A 15,369-nucleotide genomic window follows, 5' to 3' on the forward strand; every position below is an offset into this window, starting at 1 on the left:
GTTCTGTTTTTCGTTTTTCTATTTCTTTTCATGTTCGATTTTCTATTATCTATCGGAACCGGTTGTCATCCTGTTCTGTCTATGCTGCAATGCGGCTCCGTTTTCTTTCGGTCTTATCTGCTTACGCTGCAACACATGACATCATAGATCACGATTCGATTCTCTGCGAAAACTGCTCTCATTCTCTTCGCTTCCTCTCGTTTTTGTGATATTTCCTATCTGTTTACAAGGATTATTATAGCGACAGTCTTCTGCTTTGTCCAATATAGAAAATTGATGGCCAGTTATAGGTTTTTCCTATAACCATTCTTTATCTCTACTCTTTTTTCTTCTAAAATTCCTATATCCAATCACGCTGCATAAAACAAGGTAACAAACGCAATTCATCTCCCACAGGCTGGGACTCGCAGCTTGCTCATAACCGAATAGCTGCTTCGCAGCTTATCAGGAGTGGCTTGTACCACTCCTGATACAAGCAAGTCCCCACCACTGCTTATTGCTTTTCGCAATGGAAGCAGGGGACTTACTTGATTCGGTTAAAGTCTTCTTGTTTCTCCCTTTTCTTACAGCACAAGCTCCTTATATTTCCGAATTTCTTCCAAATACTGCTGTCCCAGTGCGCTGATCGACATACCCTTCCTGGAAACATAACCGATCATCATGTTTTCCTCTGCATGAAGCGGCACCGCGCGGTAATCACTGCCGTTTAATTCCTCACAGATAATGCCGGAGCAGAGCGTATAGCCATTCAGTCCGACCATCAGATTCAGCATGGTCGCACGGTCATTTGCCTTAATGATTCTCTTATATTCATACGTCGAAAGCACTTCCTCTGCCAGGAAGAACGAATTGTTGCTTCCCTGATCAAAGGACAGGCACGGATATTCCTTTAGCTCCTCCATAGTGATCTCTGCCTGATCTGCAAGCGGATGATCCTTCCAGAGATAGACGTACGTTCCACAGGAAAACAGGTCGTGGAACTCAAGGTTATTGTCCTTCAGCAGCTTGTTCAGCACCTTCGCATTAAAGTCATTCCGATACAAAATCCCAAGCTCACTCTTGAAGTTTTTTACATCCATCAGCACATCGTACGTTCTCGTCTCATAAACCGCAAACTCGTACTCATCCATACCAAACTGCTTCACCAGCTCCACAAACGCCTTTACGGCAAAACTGTAATGCTGCATCGACACGCTGAATTTTTTCTTTCCCTTGGTGCGATAAATATAGCGGTTCTCGAGAAGCTGATACTGGTCTGTGACCTGACGTGCGTAACCCAGAAACTCCTCGCCCTCCGGGGTCAGTACTGTTCCGTGGCTGCTGCGCTTGAACAGCTCAATTCCAATCTCTTTTTCCAGCTCCTTGATTGCTCCGGAGAGACTCGGCTGTGAAATATAGAGTGCCTTTGCCGCCTCATTCATGGATCTGGAATCTGCGGCCCGAATTACGTAGCGAAGCTGTTGTAATGTCATAAGTAAAGTTCCCTTTCTGGTATAAATTAATATGCGAAACTGCCATTCGCGGTGGAGAGAAAATGCCGCGGATGGCAGTGTTCGCTGATATCTATTATTTTAAAATCTGAAGCTGTTCCCTTTTATTTGGCAAACAGGGCTGTGGAATAGTATCTGTCTCCGTTATCCGGCAGGAGCACAACGATGGTTTTGCCTTTATTTTCCTCTCGTTTTGCGAGCTGGATCGCCGCATACAGAGCTGCTCCGGAGGAAATTCCTGCGAGAATCGCTTCCTCGGCTGCCAGATATCTTCCGGTCTCGAAAGCGTCCTCATTTTCTACTTTGATGATTTCATCGTAAATGCTGGTGTTCAGTGTATCCGGCACAAAGCCTGCGCCAATTCCCTGGATTTTGTGCGGTCCGGAAACGCCGTCGGACAGTACCGGGGAGGATGCCGGTTCTACTGCTACGATTTTTACTTCCGGTTTTTTCTCTTTTAAATATTCACCCGTTCCGGTGATGGTTCCGCCGGTGCCGACACCTGCAACAAAGATATCAACCTCTCCGTCGGTGTCTTCCCAGATCTCCGGTCCTGTTGTCTTTTTGTGGGTTGCCGGGTTTGCCGGGTTCACAAACTGGCCTGCGATAAAGCTGTTCGGAATCTCTTTGGCAAGCTCATCGGCTTTCTCGATTGCACCCTTCATTCCCTTCGTTCCATCGGTCAGAACAACTTCTGCGCCGTATGCTTTTACAATATTGCGGCGCTCCACACTCATTGTCTCCGGCATGGTAAGGATCATGCGATAGCCTTTTACGGTTGCTGCCGCTGCCAGTCCGATTCCGGTGTTTCCGGAAGTCGGCTCAATGATAACGGAACCTTCTTTTAAGAGACCTTTTGCTTCAGCATCCTCAATCATCGCTTTTGCAATACGGTCTTTGACGCTTCCTGCCGGATTGAAGGATTCTACTTTTGCGATCAGTTTCGCCTGCAGTCCTTCTTTTTCTTCAATTCGTTTCAGTTCTACCAGCGGAGTTTTTCCTACAAGATCCAGAATGCTGTCATATACCTTTGCCATCGTTGATTTCCTCCTTACTTTTGCGCTCTTTTCTCTATTTCCTTATTTCCTATTGAGTTTGTATGTTTTAAGTTGGTTCCATCTTATTCCAGTTGGATGGAAATGTCAACACATTTCACTGGTATGATTAGAAAAAATCCTTACACTCCCTTTGCCAGGGCAATACTGACCGCCATTCCGACCAGGGAAGAGAGCAATGCACCCGCCAGTGTATACCGCGTTTTTTTGATGTGGACCGCTCCGAAATAGACCGCCATCGTATAAAAAACCGTCTCCGTGCACGACATCATAATCGAAGCCGCCCGTCCGGCAAGGAGTCACAGCCCGCCTCTTTGTAGAGATCCAGCAGAAGACCCACCGCCGCGCTGTTGGAAAAGAGACGCACAACACCGAGCGGTACCAGCGCAGACGGGATTCCCGCCGGTTCCAGCACGGTTCCAAGCAGTTTTCCAAATTCCTCCAGAAATCCCGATGACCGCAGAACACCGACCGCTGCCATCAGCCCGATCAGAGTCGGCACAATACCGATCACTGTCCGCATGCCGTCCTTCGCCCCGTTCAGAAAATCGCCGAACACATCCTGTTTCATCAAAAGCCCCAGTCCGACCACATAAAAAATCAGCACGGGAACCATCAGATCTGAAAGCGCCGAAAGAAAACGCAAAAAATCCCCTCCCCAGAAAAATCCTATCAGATACACTCCGATACAATTTATTCCGCGGGCGGGGATTTATGTAATTTTATTTCACTTTAATCTGAAACAGACGCGCCATATACGTCTCCGGGAAGTGAATCTGCAGCGTCTTGCTGTAGTCATCGTAATGGAACACATCACCGCATGCTTTCGGGTAAATGCAGGAAACCTCCAGCTCTTTTCCCGGGAATGCACGGTCAAGCGGAACCTCAAAACCGGCCTCTCCGCCGCGTCTCCACACACCAAGATAAATTACATCTCCCGGCACACGGATTCCGGCTGCGAGGTGTTTTTCTTCATTGTCTGCCCATCCCATCGGCCAGAACGGAACGCCGTCCTTGATGCCGCTGCGGATCTCTTTGTAGCAGTCAATTCCCTCTTTTACAAGTTCAAACCGCTCCGGCGAAATTTCTGCGAGATGGCCGCTTTGGTGAATACGAAGCAGCAGCGCATTAACCATATTGAAAATAACTTCCTCTTTTGTGCCGTCCCGCAGCGGATATGACCAGATCGCCGCCTGCTCCGGCGTCACGCCGATGGCTGCATTCGCCGAGATCGTCGCATAATTGCGGTAATCCTCCTGATCGCTCGTCGACTGAATGCTGTTTCGCGCCAGCATCGCATAGTCCATCCGAAGACCGCCGCTCGAGCAGTTCTCAATGACAAGATCCGGATACTTTTTGTAGATGCCATCCAGCCATGCCAGATACGCTCTCTCATGCTCCAGAAGACCGTCTCCAAAACTGTCTGCATCCACTTCCGTACCAATACCAGGCTCAATATTGTAGTCCATCTTGATATAGCCGACACCGTAGTCCCGTACCACACGGTCGATGACTTCGGTCACATGCTCAATCACAAGCGGATGACGGAAATCCAGCTGATAACGGCTTCTGTCATACACACGCTTGCCGTGGCGCAGGAAGAAGCACTCATCCGGCAGAATGGAAGCCTTCTTACAGTTGATATCCATAACCTCCAGCTCCAGCCAGACACCAGGAATCATGCCCTTCGAACGAATATAATCCGTCACCTCACGCACTCCATTCGGAAAGCGCTTTTTACTCTCCTGCCACTCACCGACACTGTCCCACCAGTTGCCGTCCGCATACCAGCCGGCATCAATGACAAAATACTCACATCCGGCCTTCTCTGCCGCATCCACCAGTGGGAACTCTTTTTCTGTGGTCGGATCTCCAAACAGACAATTCATATAATCATTGAAAATAACCGGCAGATTTTCATTATCTTTGTTCGGACGGCGGATCTTTCTGCGGTACTTCGTCAAAGTACCAATCGCTTCCTCGAAATCATCATGACCTACGCCGACAGCCACCGGAACCGTTGTAAAGGAATCTCCCGGCTTCAGGTTCTTCGACCAGTGTGACTGAATCTCTGTCGGACCGCTCACCGCCAGATAAAAATGGCAGTTCTGATCTCCGATCTCATAATGCCAGGAACCACTGTGTCAATTTCAAAAAACAGACTCGAATCTGCCGCACTGTTTCCAATATATCCCATCGGCACATATTCCTTCGCCGACCAGTTGCCCGTATTCGTAATCTCAATCGTCTTCGAAGTTCTCTGATAATTATGCGGCTGCGTCTGCGCCATGCCAAGATCTGCAAACCGGTACTTCTTCACCGTCAGCTCCTTCTGCCATCCATTGTGAACCACAACCATCGACATCTTGTCATCCGAGCTGACAAGCTCTGGAATTCCCTCTTTCTGTTCCTTCTCAATACCCCAGTAACTAAAACTCGAAATGTACTCCAGTGTCTGGTCTTCCTTTCCTTCGTTCGTCACTGTATTGTACATTCTCGCAACCGGAATCCCATCAAAAAACTGCATCACAGACTCCACCTTCGCGCCCGTCACATCATCCGACTGCACAATCCGAAGCAGATCCCCGTTCTCATTTCTCTCCTCCGAAATCGAATCAAACTTCAGCATAAAGCCCGGAGCCGTCACAATATACTTATTTCCATGCTTCTCATACGGCCGGTTATACCCCGAAAAATTCACCTGCACCAGCTGGAAGCTCTCCTTAATCTGAGCTTCCCGCATTCCTTCCATCATCCACACTCCATCCGGCTTCCGGCAAAGATTCTCCGCGTCAAACGGTGCATGTGAAAAATGAAACAGCTTCAGCTGATTCTCTTCCGTCACCCCAAACACAATATGAATTCCATTCACATCATAACAAATCAGCTCTGCCTTGATCGGGGTCTCAATCCTGCTCGTCCATTTCTGCATCTTAAAAACCCTCCTTTGGAAATTTTTCTCATATTTCCAGCATATAACTTGTCCCCTTTAAAGTCCAGCACATTCTTGCTTTTTCCATCCTATTCTTTTCAACCATCTTGCGCCGATCCGCCCTTCAGGCGGATCCAGACTTTCCTCCCGTTCTCACTCCCAGCTCACGCGCCAGCCATTATTTCACAACCCCAAACGTCGCAATCTCAAACTCTAGGAGTGTCACATGATACACCCCGTTCTCATCCGGGCAAAGTACCTCACCCTTCTCTTCCACTACATTACTGCGGTAAACCTCTTTCATCCAGCTCTCCTTTCGGAAGGAAAGTACCTCATCCTGCGGCATATTGTTCACAAACCGCACAAACAGATCGTCCTTTGCAAGTCCCTTCTTAAACGCCGTCAGATGAATTCCTTCCCCTTCAAAGCGGAGGAAGCTCATTTCCAGCGGCATCTCGCCCGATACGAGTTCCGGTTTTACCTGACCCGGCTTTCTGAGCCATGCCTTTGAAAGACCGGCCTGTGCTGCTGTCAGATCCTGCTGGAATGCGTAACCCTCGGTAAATGCCTCGCCCGTCTTACCGGCTGCATACGGCACAACTTCAAACTCCAGGGTAAACGTTCCGATCTGCTGCGCCTTTGGCGTCGGGAAATAACCCCAGTCACCCATCTCCGCAACGGAGCGAAGCAGCGTTACCGCAATCGCATTCTCCTCATCCGCCAGAACCTCATATTCATACAATCCGCGGTTTGCCACAAGAAGACCATTTGTCTCATCTTCCATTGCAGCAAAACACTGCTGTCTTTCACATCCGCAGGGATTCGTCCAGGTATCATTATGACGGTTATTTCTCTTTACAACCTCAAAGGCAGAATCTGCCAGATGCGTAGACGTATTCAGACCCGTCGGCATTACAACGCGGACTCTGTGATCCTTTGCCTGATTGCAGATTGTCGTTGCAACGTGCAGGCCTTTTCCCGATTTTTCCAGTGTCAGAACCGTCTTTACTTCCATCGGAACCAGTTCCTTCGAACGGTTTGCCACACGCGTATATGGGTCAATACACATCTCACGCTGTCTCTGCAGTTCCTCTCCCATACCGGACGGAATCATCATTTCGTGACAGATCTCAACTACCGTGCGGAATGCATTTTTCTCCACACAGCGAATCTCAGCTTTCATGCCTTTCGTTGTGATTGTCTGTTTTCCAGAGTCCTGAATATAAATATATTCATTTCCCATATCTCCGGTATCTTCATAGAGTCCCAGATTTTCATACGTTCTTCCGGTTTCCTTATTCAGAATCTGGTAGGAACCGTCCTCATTGACCGTAACTTTCAGGTTTTCATTTTCCAGAACGCGCTCATTCGCAAAATCTGCAGAGGTTTCCTGGTTCTGATCCGGCTCTGCCTGCTCCAGATAATATGTTGCATATCCCATCGCCGGAACTTCTGCCTCAAACGTTACCAGCACCTTCTTTGCCATATATGGCTGACGGAACCGGTCATCCGGCAGATCGTACCCGAAGGAAATTCCTGCATTTTCGATTTTTGCCGGAACTGCATTTCCGTTTGCATCGCGAAGCACCAGATTTGGCATTTCTACCGCCTCGGCCGCCTCATAACCATCCCATACAAACAGATTGTAATCGCGGAACAGATGCAGTTCTTTTGCAATGACCTGTTTTTTCGCGGTGCCAGAAGTATTCCATACAACGAACGGAATCTTTTCACTGTTTCCAGGAAGTGCCGCGGTATTCACCTGATCGGTCAGGTATTCTACACTCTCATCGTAAATCGCATCCGCACCTGTCTGCTCTTCGCAAAGCGGGTTTTCATTTCTTCATTTACTTCATCGACGCTGCAGCCGCAGATGCTGTCATGCGGATGATTCTGCATCAGCTTTTTCCAGCTGTAAATCATCTGGTCTTCCGGGTATGCTTTGCCAAGCACCTCTGCCATGGCTGCCGCCGGTTCTGCTTTCCGCTCCAGCGCTGTTTCGCCGGCACGGTTGTCCACTTTCAGTCCCATCCAGGAAGAAGCGGTGTTTGCCAGAGTCCATCTTCCGTCTGTTTCCTGACTTGTCAGCTCGCCCTTTACCGTAGAGAAATTCTCGGAAATTTCTTTTTCCATTGCCTTTACATAGGTTTTGAAATCCGAATGAATAAATTCAATGTCCGGGTATAGTTTCCGTGCGACACGGATTGCCTCGGTAATGTCCTTCTGCAATGCTGATGGTCGCATCCGTTCATCATCAGAAGCTGATGTGTTGCCGCAAATTTTCTCGCATCGGCCAGTTTTTTGTCCCAGTAAACTTTTGCTTCTGCCTCATCCACCGGAATCTCCACTCCGTTGTTATACCAGTTTGCAAACAGAATACCCGGCAGTTTCGTTCCGTCCGGGGATGCCCACATCATTTCGGAATACGTGGACTCATACTGTCCTCCGGTTACCTCATTATTCGGTCCGATCGGTTTTACACCGCGTCCGAACACAACCGCATCCATGCCCGCCTGCTTCAGCACCTGCGGCATCTGTCCCGCATTTCCGAATGCATCCGGGAAATAACCGACATTTCCGATCGCTCCGTAACGCGCTGCTTCCTGCATGCCGACCTGAAGATTGCGGACACATGCCTCACCGCTGGTCAGAAACTCATCCTGCAGAATGTACCACGGGCCAGTCTGGATTTTTCCTTCACGGACGCATTTTTCCACCTGCTCGCGTTTTTCCGGGCGCACTTCCAGGTAATCGTCCAGGGCAATCGTCTGTCCATCCAGGAAAAATCCACCAAATTCCGGATCGTTCTCTGCTTTTTCCAAAATATTGTCTACCAGCTCAATCAGTTTCATTCTGTGTTTTTCAAAAGACTGATACCACTCTCTGTCCCAGTGGGAATGGGAAATAATATGAACAGTTGTTTTCATGATGTGTTTCCTCCTGTTATAAAAATGATTTTCAAACTTAAAACTCTTTCTATATTAAGTCTTGTTCCTGTATTGCCGTGTTGATTTGATATATCATATCATAAAAAACGCAATGCTTCTGTCAAGTATTTCTACGTTTTTCCATGATTTTATATCATTTTCTTTTTATTTGATATATTATTTTTAGTTTGACTTATCTTTTTCCCGAGATTATAATACAAAGCAAGTCGATATCACACTTTTACAAATACAGTTGTCACCAATCATACTATTTGAGGAATTTTATAGACATGGATAGAAATAAAAGAATAACGAAACCCAAATATGAAATCATCAAAGAAGCTCTTTTAGAGCGCATCCGCACCGGACAGTTTTCTTCCGATGCCGTGTTCTGCACGGAAAAAATGCTCTCGGAGCAATATGAGGTAAGCCGCATCACAGCAAAGCGGGCGATTGAAGATCTGGAACAGCAGGGAATCCTGTATCGAAAACGCGGCGTTGGAAGCTTTGTCTCGCAGAAAATCCCACCGGTTTCCTCCTCCGCATCAGAAACCGACAGCAAATCAAAAATGGTTTCCCTGCTACTTCCCTTTGCCACAACACAGGGAAACATTTCGGAAACGATTGGTTCCTTAAGTGCCGCACTGGCGGAAAAAGGATACTTTTTAAGCATTCATATCACCGGCTCTTCCTCTCCGAAGGAACGTGCCACACTGGAACTGCTCCGTTCTCAGAATATCGCCGGACTTGTCTACTATCCCAAGCGTGACAATATCCACCTGGAACAGTTAAACGATTTCCTGTTTGCAAACCGCCCGGTTGTCATCATCGACAAGCAGACCGACTGTCCGTATTTAAACAATGTTGTCTGCGACAATTACGATGGCGGACGGCAGCTCACCCGCCACCTTCTGGAACAAGGGCATCGCAACATCGCCTTTTTCACAACAGCTCCCCTTTCCGAAACCTCGTCGGTCCGTGATCGTTTCGGCGGATTTTTGCACGAAATAAAAGCCGCCGGAATCATGCCCGATTCCCGGCAGCTTATCACCTGGCCACATGCACTTTCTACAGAAGATGCCCTTTCAACAGAAATCACACCTTTTCAACAGCAGCTCCTTACCCTGCGGCAAAATGGAATTACTGCACTTCTCGCAGAAAATGATCAGGTTGCCGAACTCATCTTTCTCGCCTGCCGTACCATTGGCCTTAGGATTCCGGAAGATCTCTGCCTCTGTGGTTTTGATGACACGAGTCTCAGCCGGAGTCTTGAAATTACCTCTATTCATCAGGACTTTGAAAGCATCGGACGGGAAGCCAGCCGGATTCTCCTTTCCACACTGGAAAACCCTGCGGCGGAACCGGAAAAAATTGTACTGCCGGTGACACTTGTTCCCCGGGCATCCTCGCTTCGAATGATAAAAACAGAATCCTAAAACCAGATCATTTTTCATCTGAATTTTCTTCCAGAAATTTTCGGATCTTCTCTGGCGGCAGCAATGCATAAATACTTTTATGGAATGTTGCCGCCACTTCCAGTTCTCCGTAATATCCTGTACGCACATCACAATTTCCCTGGAATGCCTCCCGCAGTGTCGCATTCAGCGCTGCTCCCTCATCACTGTCCATAAAATCTTTCAGCATCCGGCAGCAGGTGTGCGTGTTTTCATAATAGCGGCGGTATGCCGGATGAAATTCCCGCATCCATCCGCTCACGGATACACAGAACAACGCCGTCGGATGGATCACCGGCTGATAAAAAAGACGCCATTTTTCCTGCTGTACCGGATCTGCCGCAAATGCAAGCAAAGAAACTTTCAGCTCTTCCACAAAACCCGGATAATCTTCCTCCGTCAGAGAGATAATTTTCTGATTGCGCAGATACTGGTTGATATTCGTCGCATCAATCTGCTCCGGAGAAATGTACTGTAAATAACGGGACATCATTTTCAAATCCGTACCTGCGTGCTCAATCGTATGCTGTGTGATTTTCTGCCACAAAAACTGCTGATATTCCGTAACCGGCGTATCCAGATATGCCATCCACAAATACTGTGCCAGCAGCCGGGCATCCCGGGATTCCATCTGATTCCGGGTAGGATCTTCCGGGCAAAAATCGGTATCTGCAAGCATCCCCGCAAGCTGGTCAAGCGACTGGCACACAGGAGCTGTCCGCTCAGACGATCCATTTCGCTGATCGTCTGCTGAATGGTAAGCATCTGCGACTGGAGTGCATTCAGCTGTTTATGCAGATAAAATGGTGTTGTGCGCGGCTTGTGAAGAATCGCGCGGATATCCGCCAGTGAAAGTCCTGCCTCGCGCAGCTTGCGGATGATAAAAAGTTTTTGAATATCTGCTTCTGAAAAATCATGGTAACCGTTATGTTCATCAACAACGGGCGAGATCATCTTCTGATCGATATAATAATAAACCGTCCTCCTGGACAATCCTGTTTTTTTGATTACTTCCTGAATTCTCATCGTTGCACCCCGTTTTTCCTTTTGTCCAGTCATTCCCCCGCATTCTGACTGTTTCTCTTTTTTTTCACTCTTTTTCTTTCTGTTTTTCCGCTTTTTTCGTTTTGATTTTATAAAAGCATACACCTGGTGTATACTTTTGTTTCCTATTATATCCTGTTTTCCCTCAAAAAGCCACGTAACAATTCTCTTTTTCCATAGAAATCTTCTGCTTTTGAGAAAAGAATGCTGTTTATTTCTGAAAAAATTTGCATTGACTGTCCACCAACGATATCCCGTATAATAATGCTCATGTGCGGTAAAGTAATAAAAAGATTTAGGTAGCCGCCTTAACTATTCCTAAATAAGATAATATGCACAGTATTTTCTCGTAAATAGAAAATAAATTATTGCATTTTACCAATTATTATGTTAAAATGACAATGTAACAAAGAGCTATGTATTTTTAAGGAAAGGGAGGAACTTATGAATTTAAGAAAATCTATTTTAGCACTTTCAGTAGTAGCTGGAATTGTAGCTGCTCCAATGACTGTATTTGCCGCTCATACTCATAGTTGGGGTTCTCCCCAGTACTATGGATATGAAGATGAAATGCCTGGTATATATGATGACTGGGATAAATGTGCGACACGTCATGTATATAATTACAAATAATGTTTAATTTGTGGAGAAGTAAGCATTTATGAAGTTGAGACGATTGAAATGTCTCACAAATGGGTGAATGGTGCATGTGTATATTGCAACAAAGGTTACGCGAAAGAGATAAATTAACATAGTATCATTACCGGCAAGTTTATGATCAAAAAATAGAAAGCATTGAGAATATTTCAAAATTTCTTGAAAGTACTCTCAGTGCTTTCTTTGATAATATGAAAGGAGAAATAAATGCAAAAAAAACAACTTTCTGTATTAGTACTAATTATTTTATGCTTTTTATTAGGATGTAACAGAGAAACACCAAAAGATGAATCTCAACAAAATTATGAAGATGAATCTAATATTTCTAAAACAAATGGAGAAGAACTTGTAAATATAACAGTGAATTGTTAGGTTCGACTCCTTTTGATATCCAAATCGATAAAACAGCATTGCAGACTAGAAAAGAAACAGAAACAGAAGTTACAATAAAGACAAATTTAACAGACTGGGGTTATACTGTTTCTTCTGAAAAAGGGAAAATATCTGATATAAATAAAAATTCATTCATATATATAGCACCTAAAGATGAGAGGGATGATACTATAAAAATACAATTATCGGACTATGAAAATGGCATATCATATGAATATACAATTCCACTTATTTTTGCGGGAAACAATGAACATTCTTTAGATAAATTCAAGGAAAATCTTTCAAGATTACCTAATAGTTAGTAAAGAGTCGATAGACTAAAGTACCACCATCCTCTTTTATTTCAACTGAATATCCATCCCGCCGCACCGCAGCGGCACATGAAGCAGTAAATCCGAAAAAGATTTGCTGCTTTTTTTGCGTCCATTTTTGGCAAATTTCCAAAAGTTCCGTATTAGACAGTGAAACCAAAAAAGGCTGCCATTTTTTTCAGACAGCGGGCAAAACGCAGCTTCCGAAACGCCTTATTGTCGGGAAAGACCGAGCCGCCGGAAAAGTTCTTGCCGGAAAGTCCGTCCATTCTGCTCTTTTGTGGTTTGTAGGGAGTAAGGGAAAAACGCCAGCCCGCAGCCTTTTATAAAAAAAGCTGGTTATAGATTTTCTGAAAAAGTGGCAGTAGCAAGTGAACGGCAGGCCGGCAGTTTCTTAGAGCAAGATTCTACCGAGGTGCCAAAATTCGCTTATCGCTCATTTTGCCCCTGCGGGAATCTTGTTGGGGAGTGCCTTCCCCAAACCCTGCTTATGCGGCTTGCGCCGCTGAAAAACCCCTCAAAATATTTTTCGGATTTTTCAAAAACAGTTCCGCTTCACACCCTGTTTTTCTCCTATTAGTGAGAGGACACCACGCACAGAAAGGAGGTCAACCACCTATGAAACGATACAACACGCCGCACCGCAGCCGGGTAGTCAAAACACGCATGACCGAGGAAGAATACGCCGAGTTTGCCCAGCGGCTTTCTGCTTACCACATGAGCCAAGCCGAGTTTATCCGGCAAGCCATAACCGGGGCAGCCATACGCCCCATCATAACCGTTTCCCCCATCAATGACGAGCTGCTTGCCGCTGTCGGGAAGCTGACCGCCGAATACGGGAGGATCGGCGGCAACTTAAACCAGATAGCCCGGACGCTGAACGAGTGGCACAGTCCCTATCCGCAGCTTGCCGGGGAGGTACGGGCGGCGGTTTCCGACCTTGCTGCCCTAAAGTTTGAAGTCTTGCAGAAAGTGGGTGACGCTGTTGGCAACATTCAAACATATCAGCTCTAAAAACGCCGACTATGGCGCAGCGGAAGCCTATCTCACATTTGAGCATGACGAGTTTACCATGAAAGCCACCCTTGATGAAAACGGGCGGCTGATACCGAGGGAGGATTACCGCATTTCTTCCCTCAACTGCGGGGGCGAGGATTTCGCTGTTGCCTGTATGCGAGCCAATCTCCGCTATGAGAAAAACCAAAAACGGGAAGATGTGAAAAGCCACCACTATATCATCAGCTTTGACCCACGGGACGGGACAGACAACGGCTTGACCGTAGACCGGGCGCAGGAGCTGGGCGAGCAGTTCTGCAAGGAGCATTTCCCCGGACACCAAGCCTAATCTGCACCCACCCGGACGGGCATAACCACAGCGGGAATATCCATGTGCATATCGTCATCAACTCCCTGCGGATTTACGAAGTCCCGCTTCTGCCCTACATGGACAGACCAGCCGACACGCTGGAGGGCTGCAAGCACCGCTGCACCAACGCCGCTATGGAATATTTCAAGAGCGAAGTCATGGAAATGTGCCACCGGGAGGGGCTTTACCAAATCGACCTCTTGAACGGCAGCAAGGAACGGATAACCGAACGGGAATACTGGGCGGCAAAGAAAGGGCAGCTTGCCCTTGACAAAGAGAACGCCGCCAGAGAAGCCGCCGGACAGCCGACCAAGCCCACCAAGTTTGAAACGGACAAGGCGAAGCTGCGCCGGACGATACGGCAGGCACTTTCCCAAGCTGGCAGCTTTGACGAGTTTTCTTCCCTTTTGCTGCGGGAGGGTGTGACCGTCAAGGAGAGCCGGGGGCGGCTTTCCTACCTCACGCCGGACAGGACAAAGCCTATCACAGCCCGAAAGCTGGGGGACGATTTTGACAAGGCTGCTGTCCTTGCCCTGCTCACGCAGAACGCCCACAGAGCTGCCGAACAGACCAAAGCCATACCCGAATACCCTGCCGCAGTTAAAAAGCCGTTACAAGGGGAAAAAGCTGCAAAAACCACCCCGGCAGACAACACCTTGCAGCGCATGGTTGACCGGGAAGCCAAGCGAGCCGAGGGCAAGGGCGTGGGCTATGACCGCTGGGCGGCAAAGCACAACCTAAAGCAAATGGCAGCTACCGTTACCGCCTATCAGCAGTACGGCTTTTCCTCCCCGGAGGAACTGGACGAAGCCTGTTCTGCCGCCTATGCCGCCATGCAGGAAAGCCTTGCGTGGTTGAAGCAGGTGGAAAAGACGCTGAACGGGAAAAAGGAGCTGCAACGGCAGGTGCTTGCCTATTCCAAGACCCGCCCTGTCCGGGACGGGCTGAAACAGCAGAAAAACGCCAAAGCAAAAGCAGCCTACCGTCAGAAGCATGAAAGTGACTTTATCATAGCAGACGCAGCCGCCCGCTATTTCAGGGAGAACGGCATTTCCAAGCTGCCGAGCTATAAATCCCTGCAAGCAGAGATTGAAAGCCTTATCAAAGAGAAAAACAGCGGCTACAACGATTACCGGGCAAAACGGGAGGAGTACCGCCGCTTGCAGACTGTCAAGGGCAATATCGACCAGATTTTACGCCGGAGCGAGCCGCAGCGCAGAAAGGAGCAGAGCCATGAACGGTAATATCCCCCGCATGGACTACCGCCAGTACCGGGCAGCCCGCCGCCTTGTGCATGAGTGCTGCAACTATGACAGCGGGAACTGCCTGCTGTTGGAGGACGGCGAGCCTTGCGTGTGTGTACAGAGTATCAGCTATTCGCTGCTCTGCCGCTGGTTTACCGCCGCTGTCCTGCCCCTTGATGAAGCACTGGAAGCCGCCCTCTTGCGCCGGGGAAGCCGGAAACGCTGCGCTGTCTGCGGGGCGTTCTTCTTCCCAAAATCCAACCGGGGGAAATACTGCCCGGACTGCGCCGGACGCATGAAGCGGATAAACGCCGCCAAACGGAAGCGGAAACAAAGGGAGAAATGTCACGCTTTAGGGCATTTCAAACCCGCATAAATCAAGGCTTTTTTGGAGGGTGTCAAAGGGTGCGTGATACATTTATCCTTTTCCCTTAAAAACGCCCCCTAAAAGCGTAACAGAACCCACAGACAGACACCACAAGGAGGTGAACCCTAT

General features: G+C 47.8%; 15 protein-coding genes and 3 pseudogenes. 7 read left to right on the forward strand and 11 right to left on the reverse strand.

The window, feature by feature from the left end; genetic code table 11:
* Positions 1-563: 563 nt before the first annotated feature.
* From DXA93_RS08380 to DXA93_RS18410, 8 genes and pseudogenes are all read right to left on the reverse strand, one after another.
* Complete coding sequence (locus DXA93_RS08380) at positions 564-1,472, reverse strand: LysR family transcriptional regulator (RefSeq protein WP_055226191.1); 909 nt, start codon at positions 1,470-1,472, stop codon at positions 564-566.
* A gap of 122 nt (positions 1,473-1,594) precedes the next feature.
* Positions 1,595-2,527, reverse strand: a complete 933-nt coding sequence (gene cysK, locus DXA93_RS08385) for a cysteine synthase A (RefSeq protein ID WP_117804466.1) — start codon at positions 2,525-2,527, stop codon at positions 1,595-1,597.
* Between the two features lie 140 nt (positions 2,528-2,667).
* Positions 2,668-3,191 (reverse strand): annotated as a pseudogene (locus DXA93_RS08390) (spore maturation protein).
* 76 nt (positions 3,192-3,267) lie between these two features.
* Positions 3,268-4,632, reverse strand: a complete 1,365-nt coding sequence (locus DXA93_RS19720) for a glycoside hydrolase family 36 protein (RefSeq protein WP_330427300.1) — start codon at positions 4,630-4,632, stop codon at positions 3,268-3,270.
* Positions 4,629-5,477, reverse strand: a complete 849-nt coding sequence (locus DXA93_RS19725; RefSeq protein WP_242998352.1) for a hypothetical protein — start codon at positions 5,475-5,477, stop codon at positions 4,629-4,631. The genes DXA93_RS19720 and DXA93_RS19725 overlap by 4 nt, the downstream gene beginning before the upstream one ends.
* Positions 5,478-5,655: 178 nt before the next feature.
* Positions 5,656-7,239, reverse strand: coding sequence for a glycoside hydrolase family 38 C-terminal domain-containing protein (locus tag DXA93_RS18400; protein WP_243109183.1), 1,584 nt, complete (start codon positions 7,237-7,239; stop codon positions 5,656-5,658).
* A 17-nt stretch (positions 7,240-7,256) separates the two neighbouring features.
* Entirely contained in the window at positions 7,257-7,610 is a 354-nt protein-coding gene (locus DXA93_RS18405) for a hypothetical protein (protein WP_242998355.1), read from the reverse strand.
* A 5-nt stretch (positions 7,611-7,615) separates the two neighbouring features.
* On the reverse strand, positions 7,616-8,404 hold the full coding sequence (locus tag DXA93_RS18410) for a hypothetical protein (RefSeq protein ID WP_243109184.1): 789 nt from the start codon (positions 8,402-8,404) through the stop codon (positions 7,616-7,618).
* 290 nt (positions 8,405-8,694) lie between these two features.
* Between DXA93_RS18410 and DXA93_RS08405 the strand changes: the two genes are divergently transcribed.
* The gene (locus DXA93_RS08405; RefSeq protein WP_055226181.1) at positions 8,695-9,840 is read left to right on the forward strand and encodes a substrate-binding domain-containing protein; all 1,146 of its coding nucleotides are present in this window, start codon (positions 8,695-8,697) and stop codon (positions 9,838-9,840) included.
* Positions 9,841-9,847: 7 nt separating this feature from the next.
* Here DXA93_RS08405 and DXA93_RS08410 read toward each other — a convergent pair whose 3' ends face one another.
* Together DXA93_RS08410 and DXA93_RS20895 are read right to left on the reverse strand one after the other, a co-directional pair.
* Positions 9,848-10,567, reverse strand: coding sequence for a hypothetical protein (locus DXA93_RS08410; protein WP_242998357.1), 720 nt, complete (start codon positions 10,565-10,567; stop codon positions 9,848-9,850).
* Between the two features lie 26 nt (positions 10,568-10,593).
* A pseudogene (locus tag DXA93_RS20895) lies at positions 10,594-10,917 on the reverse strand (helix-turn-helix domain-containing protein); the annotation flags it as partial.
* A 429-nt stretch (positions 10,918-11,346) separates the two neighbouring features.
* On the opposite strand from DXA93_RS20895, the gene DXA93_RS18415 reads away from it, so the two are divergent.
* From DXA93_RS18415 to DXA93_RS08425, 3 genes are all read left to right on the forward strand, one after another.
* Positions 11,347-11,535 (forward strand): hypothetical protein, encoded by a 189-nt coding sequence (locus DXA93_RS18415; protein ID WP_233430224.1) that lies wholly within the window; start codon positions 11,347-11,349, stop codon positions 11,533-11,535.
* Positions 11,536-11,766: 231 nt separating this feature from the next.
* Complete coding sequence (locus DXA93_RS18420) at positions 11,767-11,931, forward strand: hypothetical protein (RefSeq protein WP_243107688.1); 165 nt, start codon at positions 11,767-11,769, stop codon at positions 11,929-11,931.
* Entirely contained in the window at positions 11,925-12,254 is a 330-nt protein-coding gene (locus DXA93_RS08425; RefSeq protein WP_243105261.1) for a hypothetical protein, read from the forward strand. The genes DXA93_RS18420 and DXA93_RS08425 overlap by 7 nt, the downstream gene beginning before the upstream one ends.
* Before the next feature lie 152 nt (positions 12,255-12,406).
* Here the strand turns inward: DXA93_RS08425 and DXA93_RS18925 are convergent, their stop codons facing one another.
* Positions 12,407-12,532: a hypothetical protein gene (locus DXA93_RS18925; protein WP_007037420.1), complete on the reverse strand. Its 126-nt coding sequence runs from the start codon at positions 12,530-12,532 to the stop codon at positions 12,407-12,409.
* A gap of 349 nt (positions 12,533-12,881) precedes the next feature.
* On the opposite strand from DXA93_RS18925, the gene DXA93_RS08435 reads away from it, so the two are divergent.
* The 3 genes and pseudogenes from DXA93_RS08435 (at position 12,882) to DXA93_RS08445 (ending at position 15,249) form a co-directional block, all read left to right on the forward strand.
* Complete coding sequence (locus DXA93_RS08435) at positions 12,882-13,277, forward strand: plasmid mobilization protein (protein WP_002594236.1); 396 nt, start codon at positions 12,882-12,884, stop codon at positions 13,275-13,277.
* Positions 13,249-14,873 (forward strand): annotated as a pseudogene (locus DXA93_RS08440) (relaxase/mobilization nuclease domain-containing protein). Before DXA93_RS08435 ends, DXA93_RS08440 begins: the two are co-directional and overlap by 29 nt.
* Complete coding sequence (locus DXA93_RS08445) at positions 14,863-15,249, forward strand: cysteine-rich VLP domain-containing protein (RefSeq protein ID WP_002594234.1); 387 nt, start codon at positions 14,863-14,865, stop codon at positions 15,247-15,249. The pseudogene DXA93_RS08440 and the gene DXA93_RS08445 overlap by 11 nt, the downstream one beginning before the upstream one ends.
* Positions 15,250-15,369 lie beyond the last annotated feature (120 nt).

It is taken from the genome of Blautia sp. OF09-25XD (genome assembly GCF_003482095.1).
GTDB lineage: Bacteria > Bacillota > Clostridia > Lachnospirales > Lachnospiraceae > Fusicatenibacter > Fusicatenibacter saccharivorans.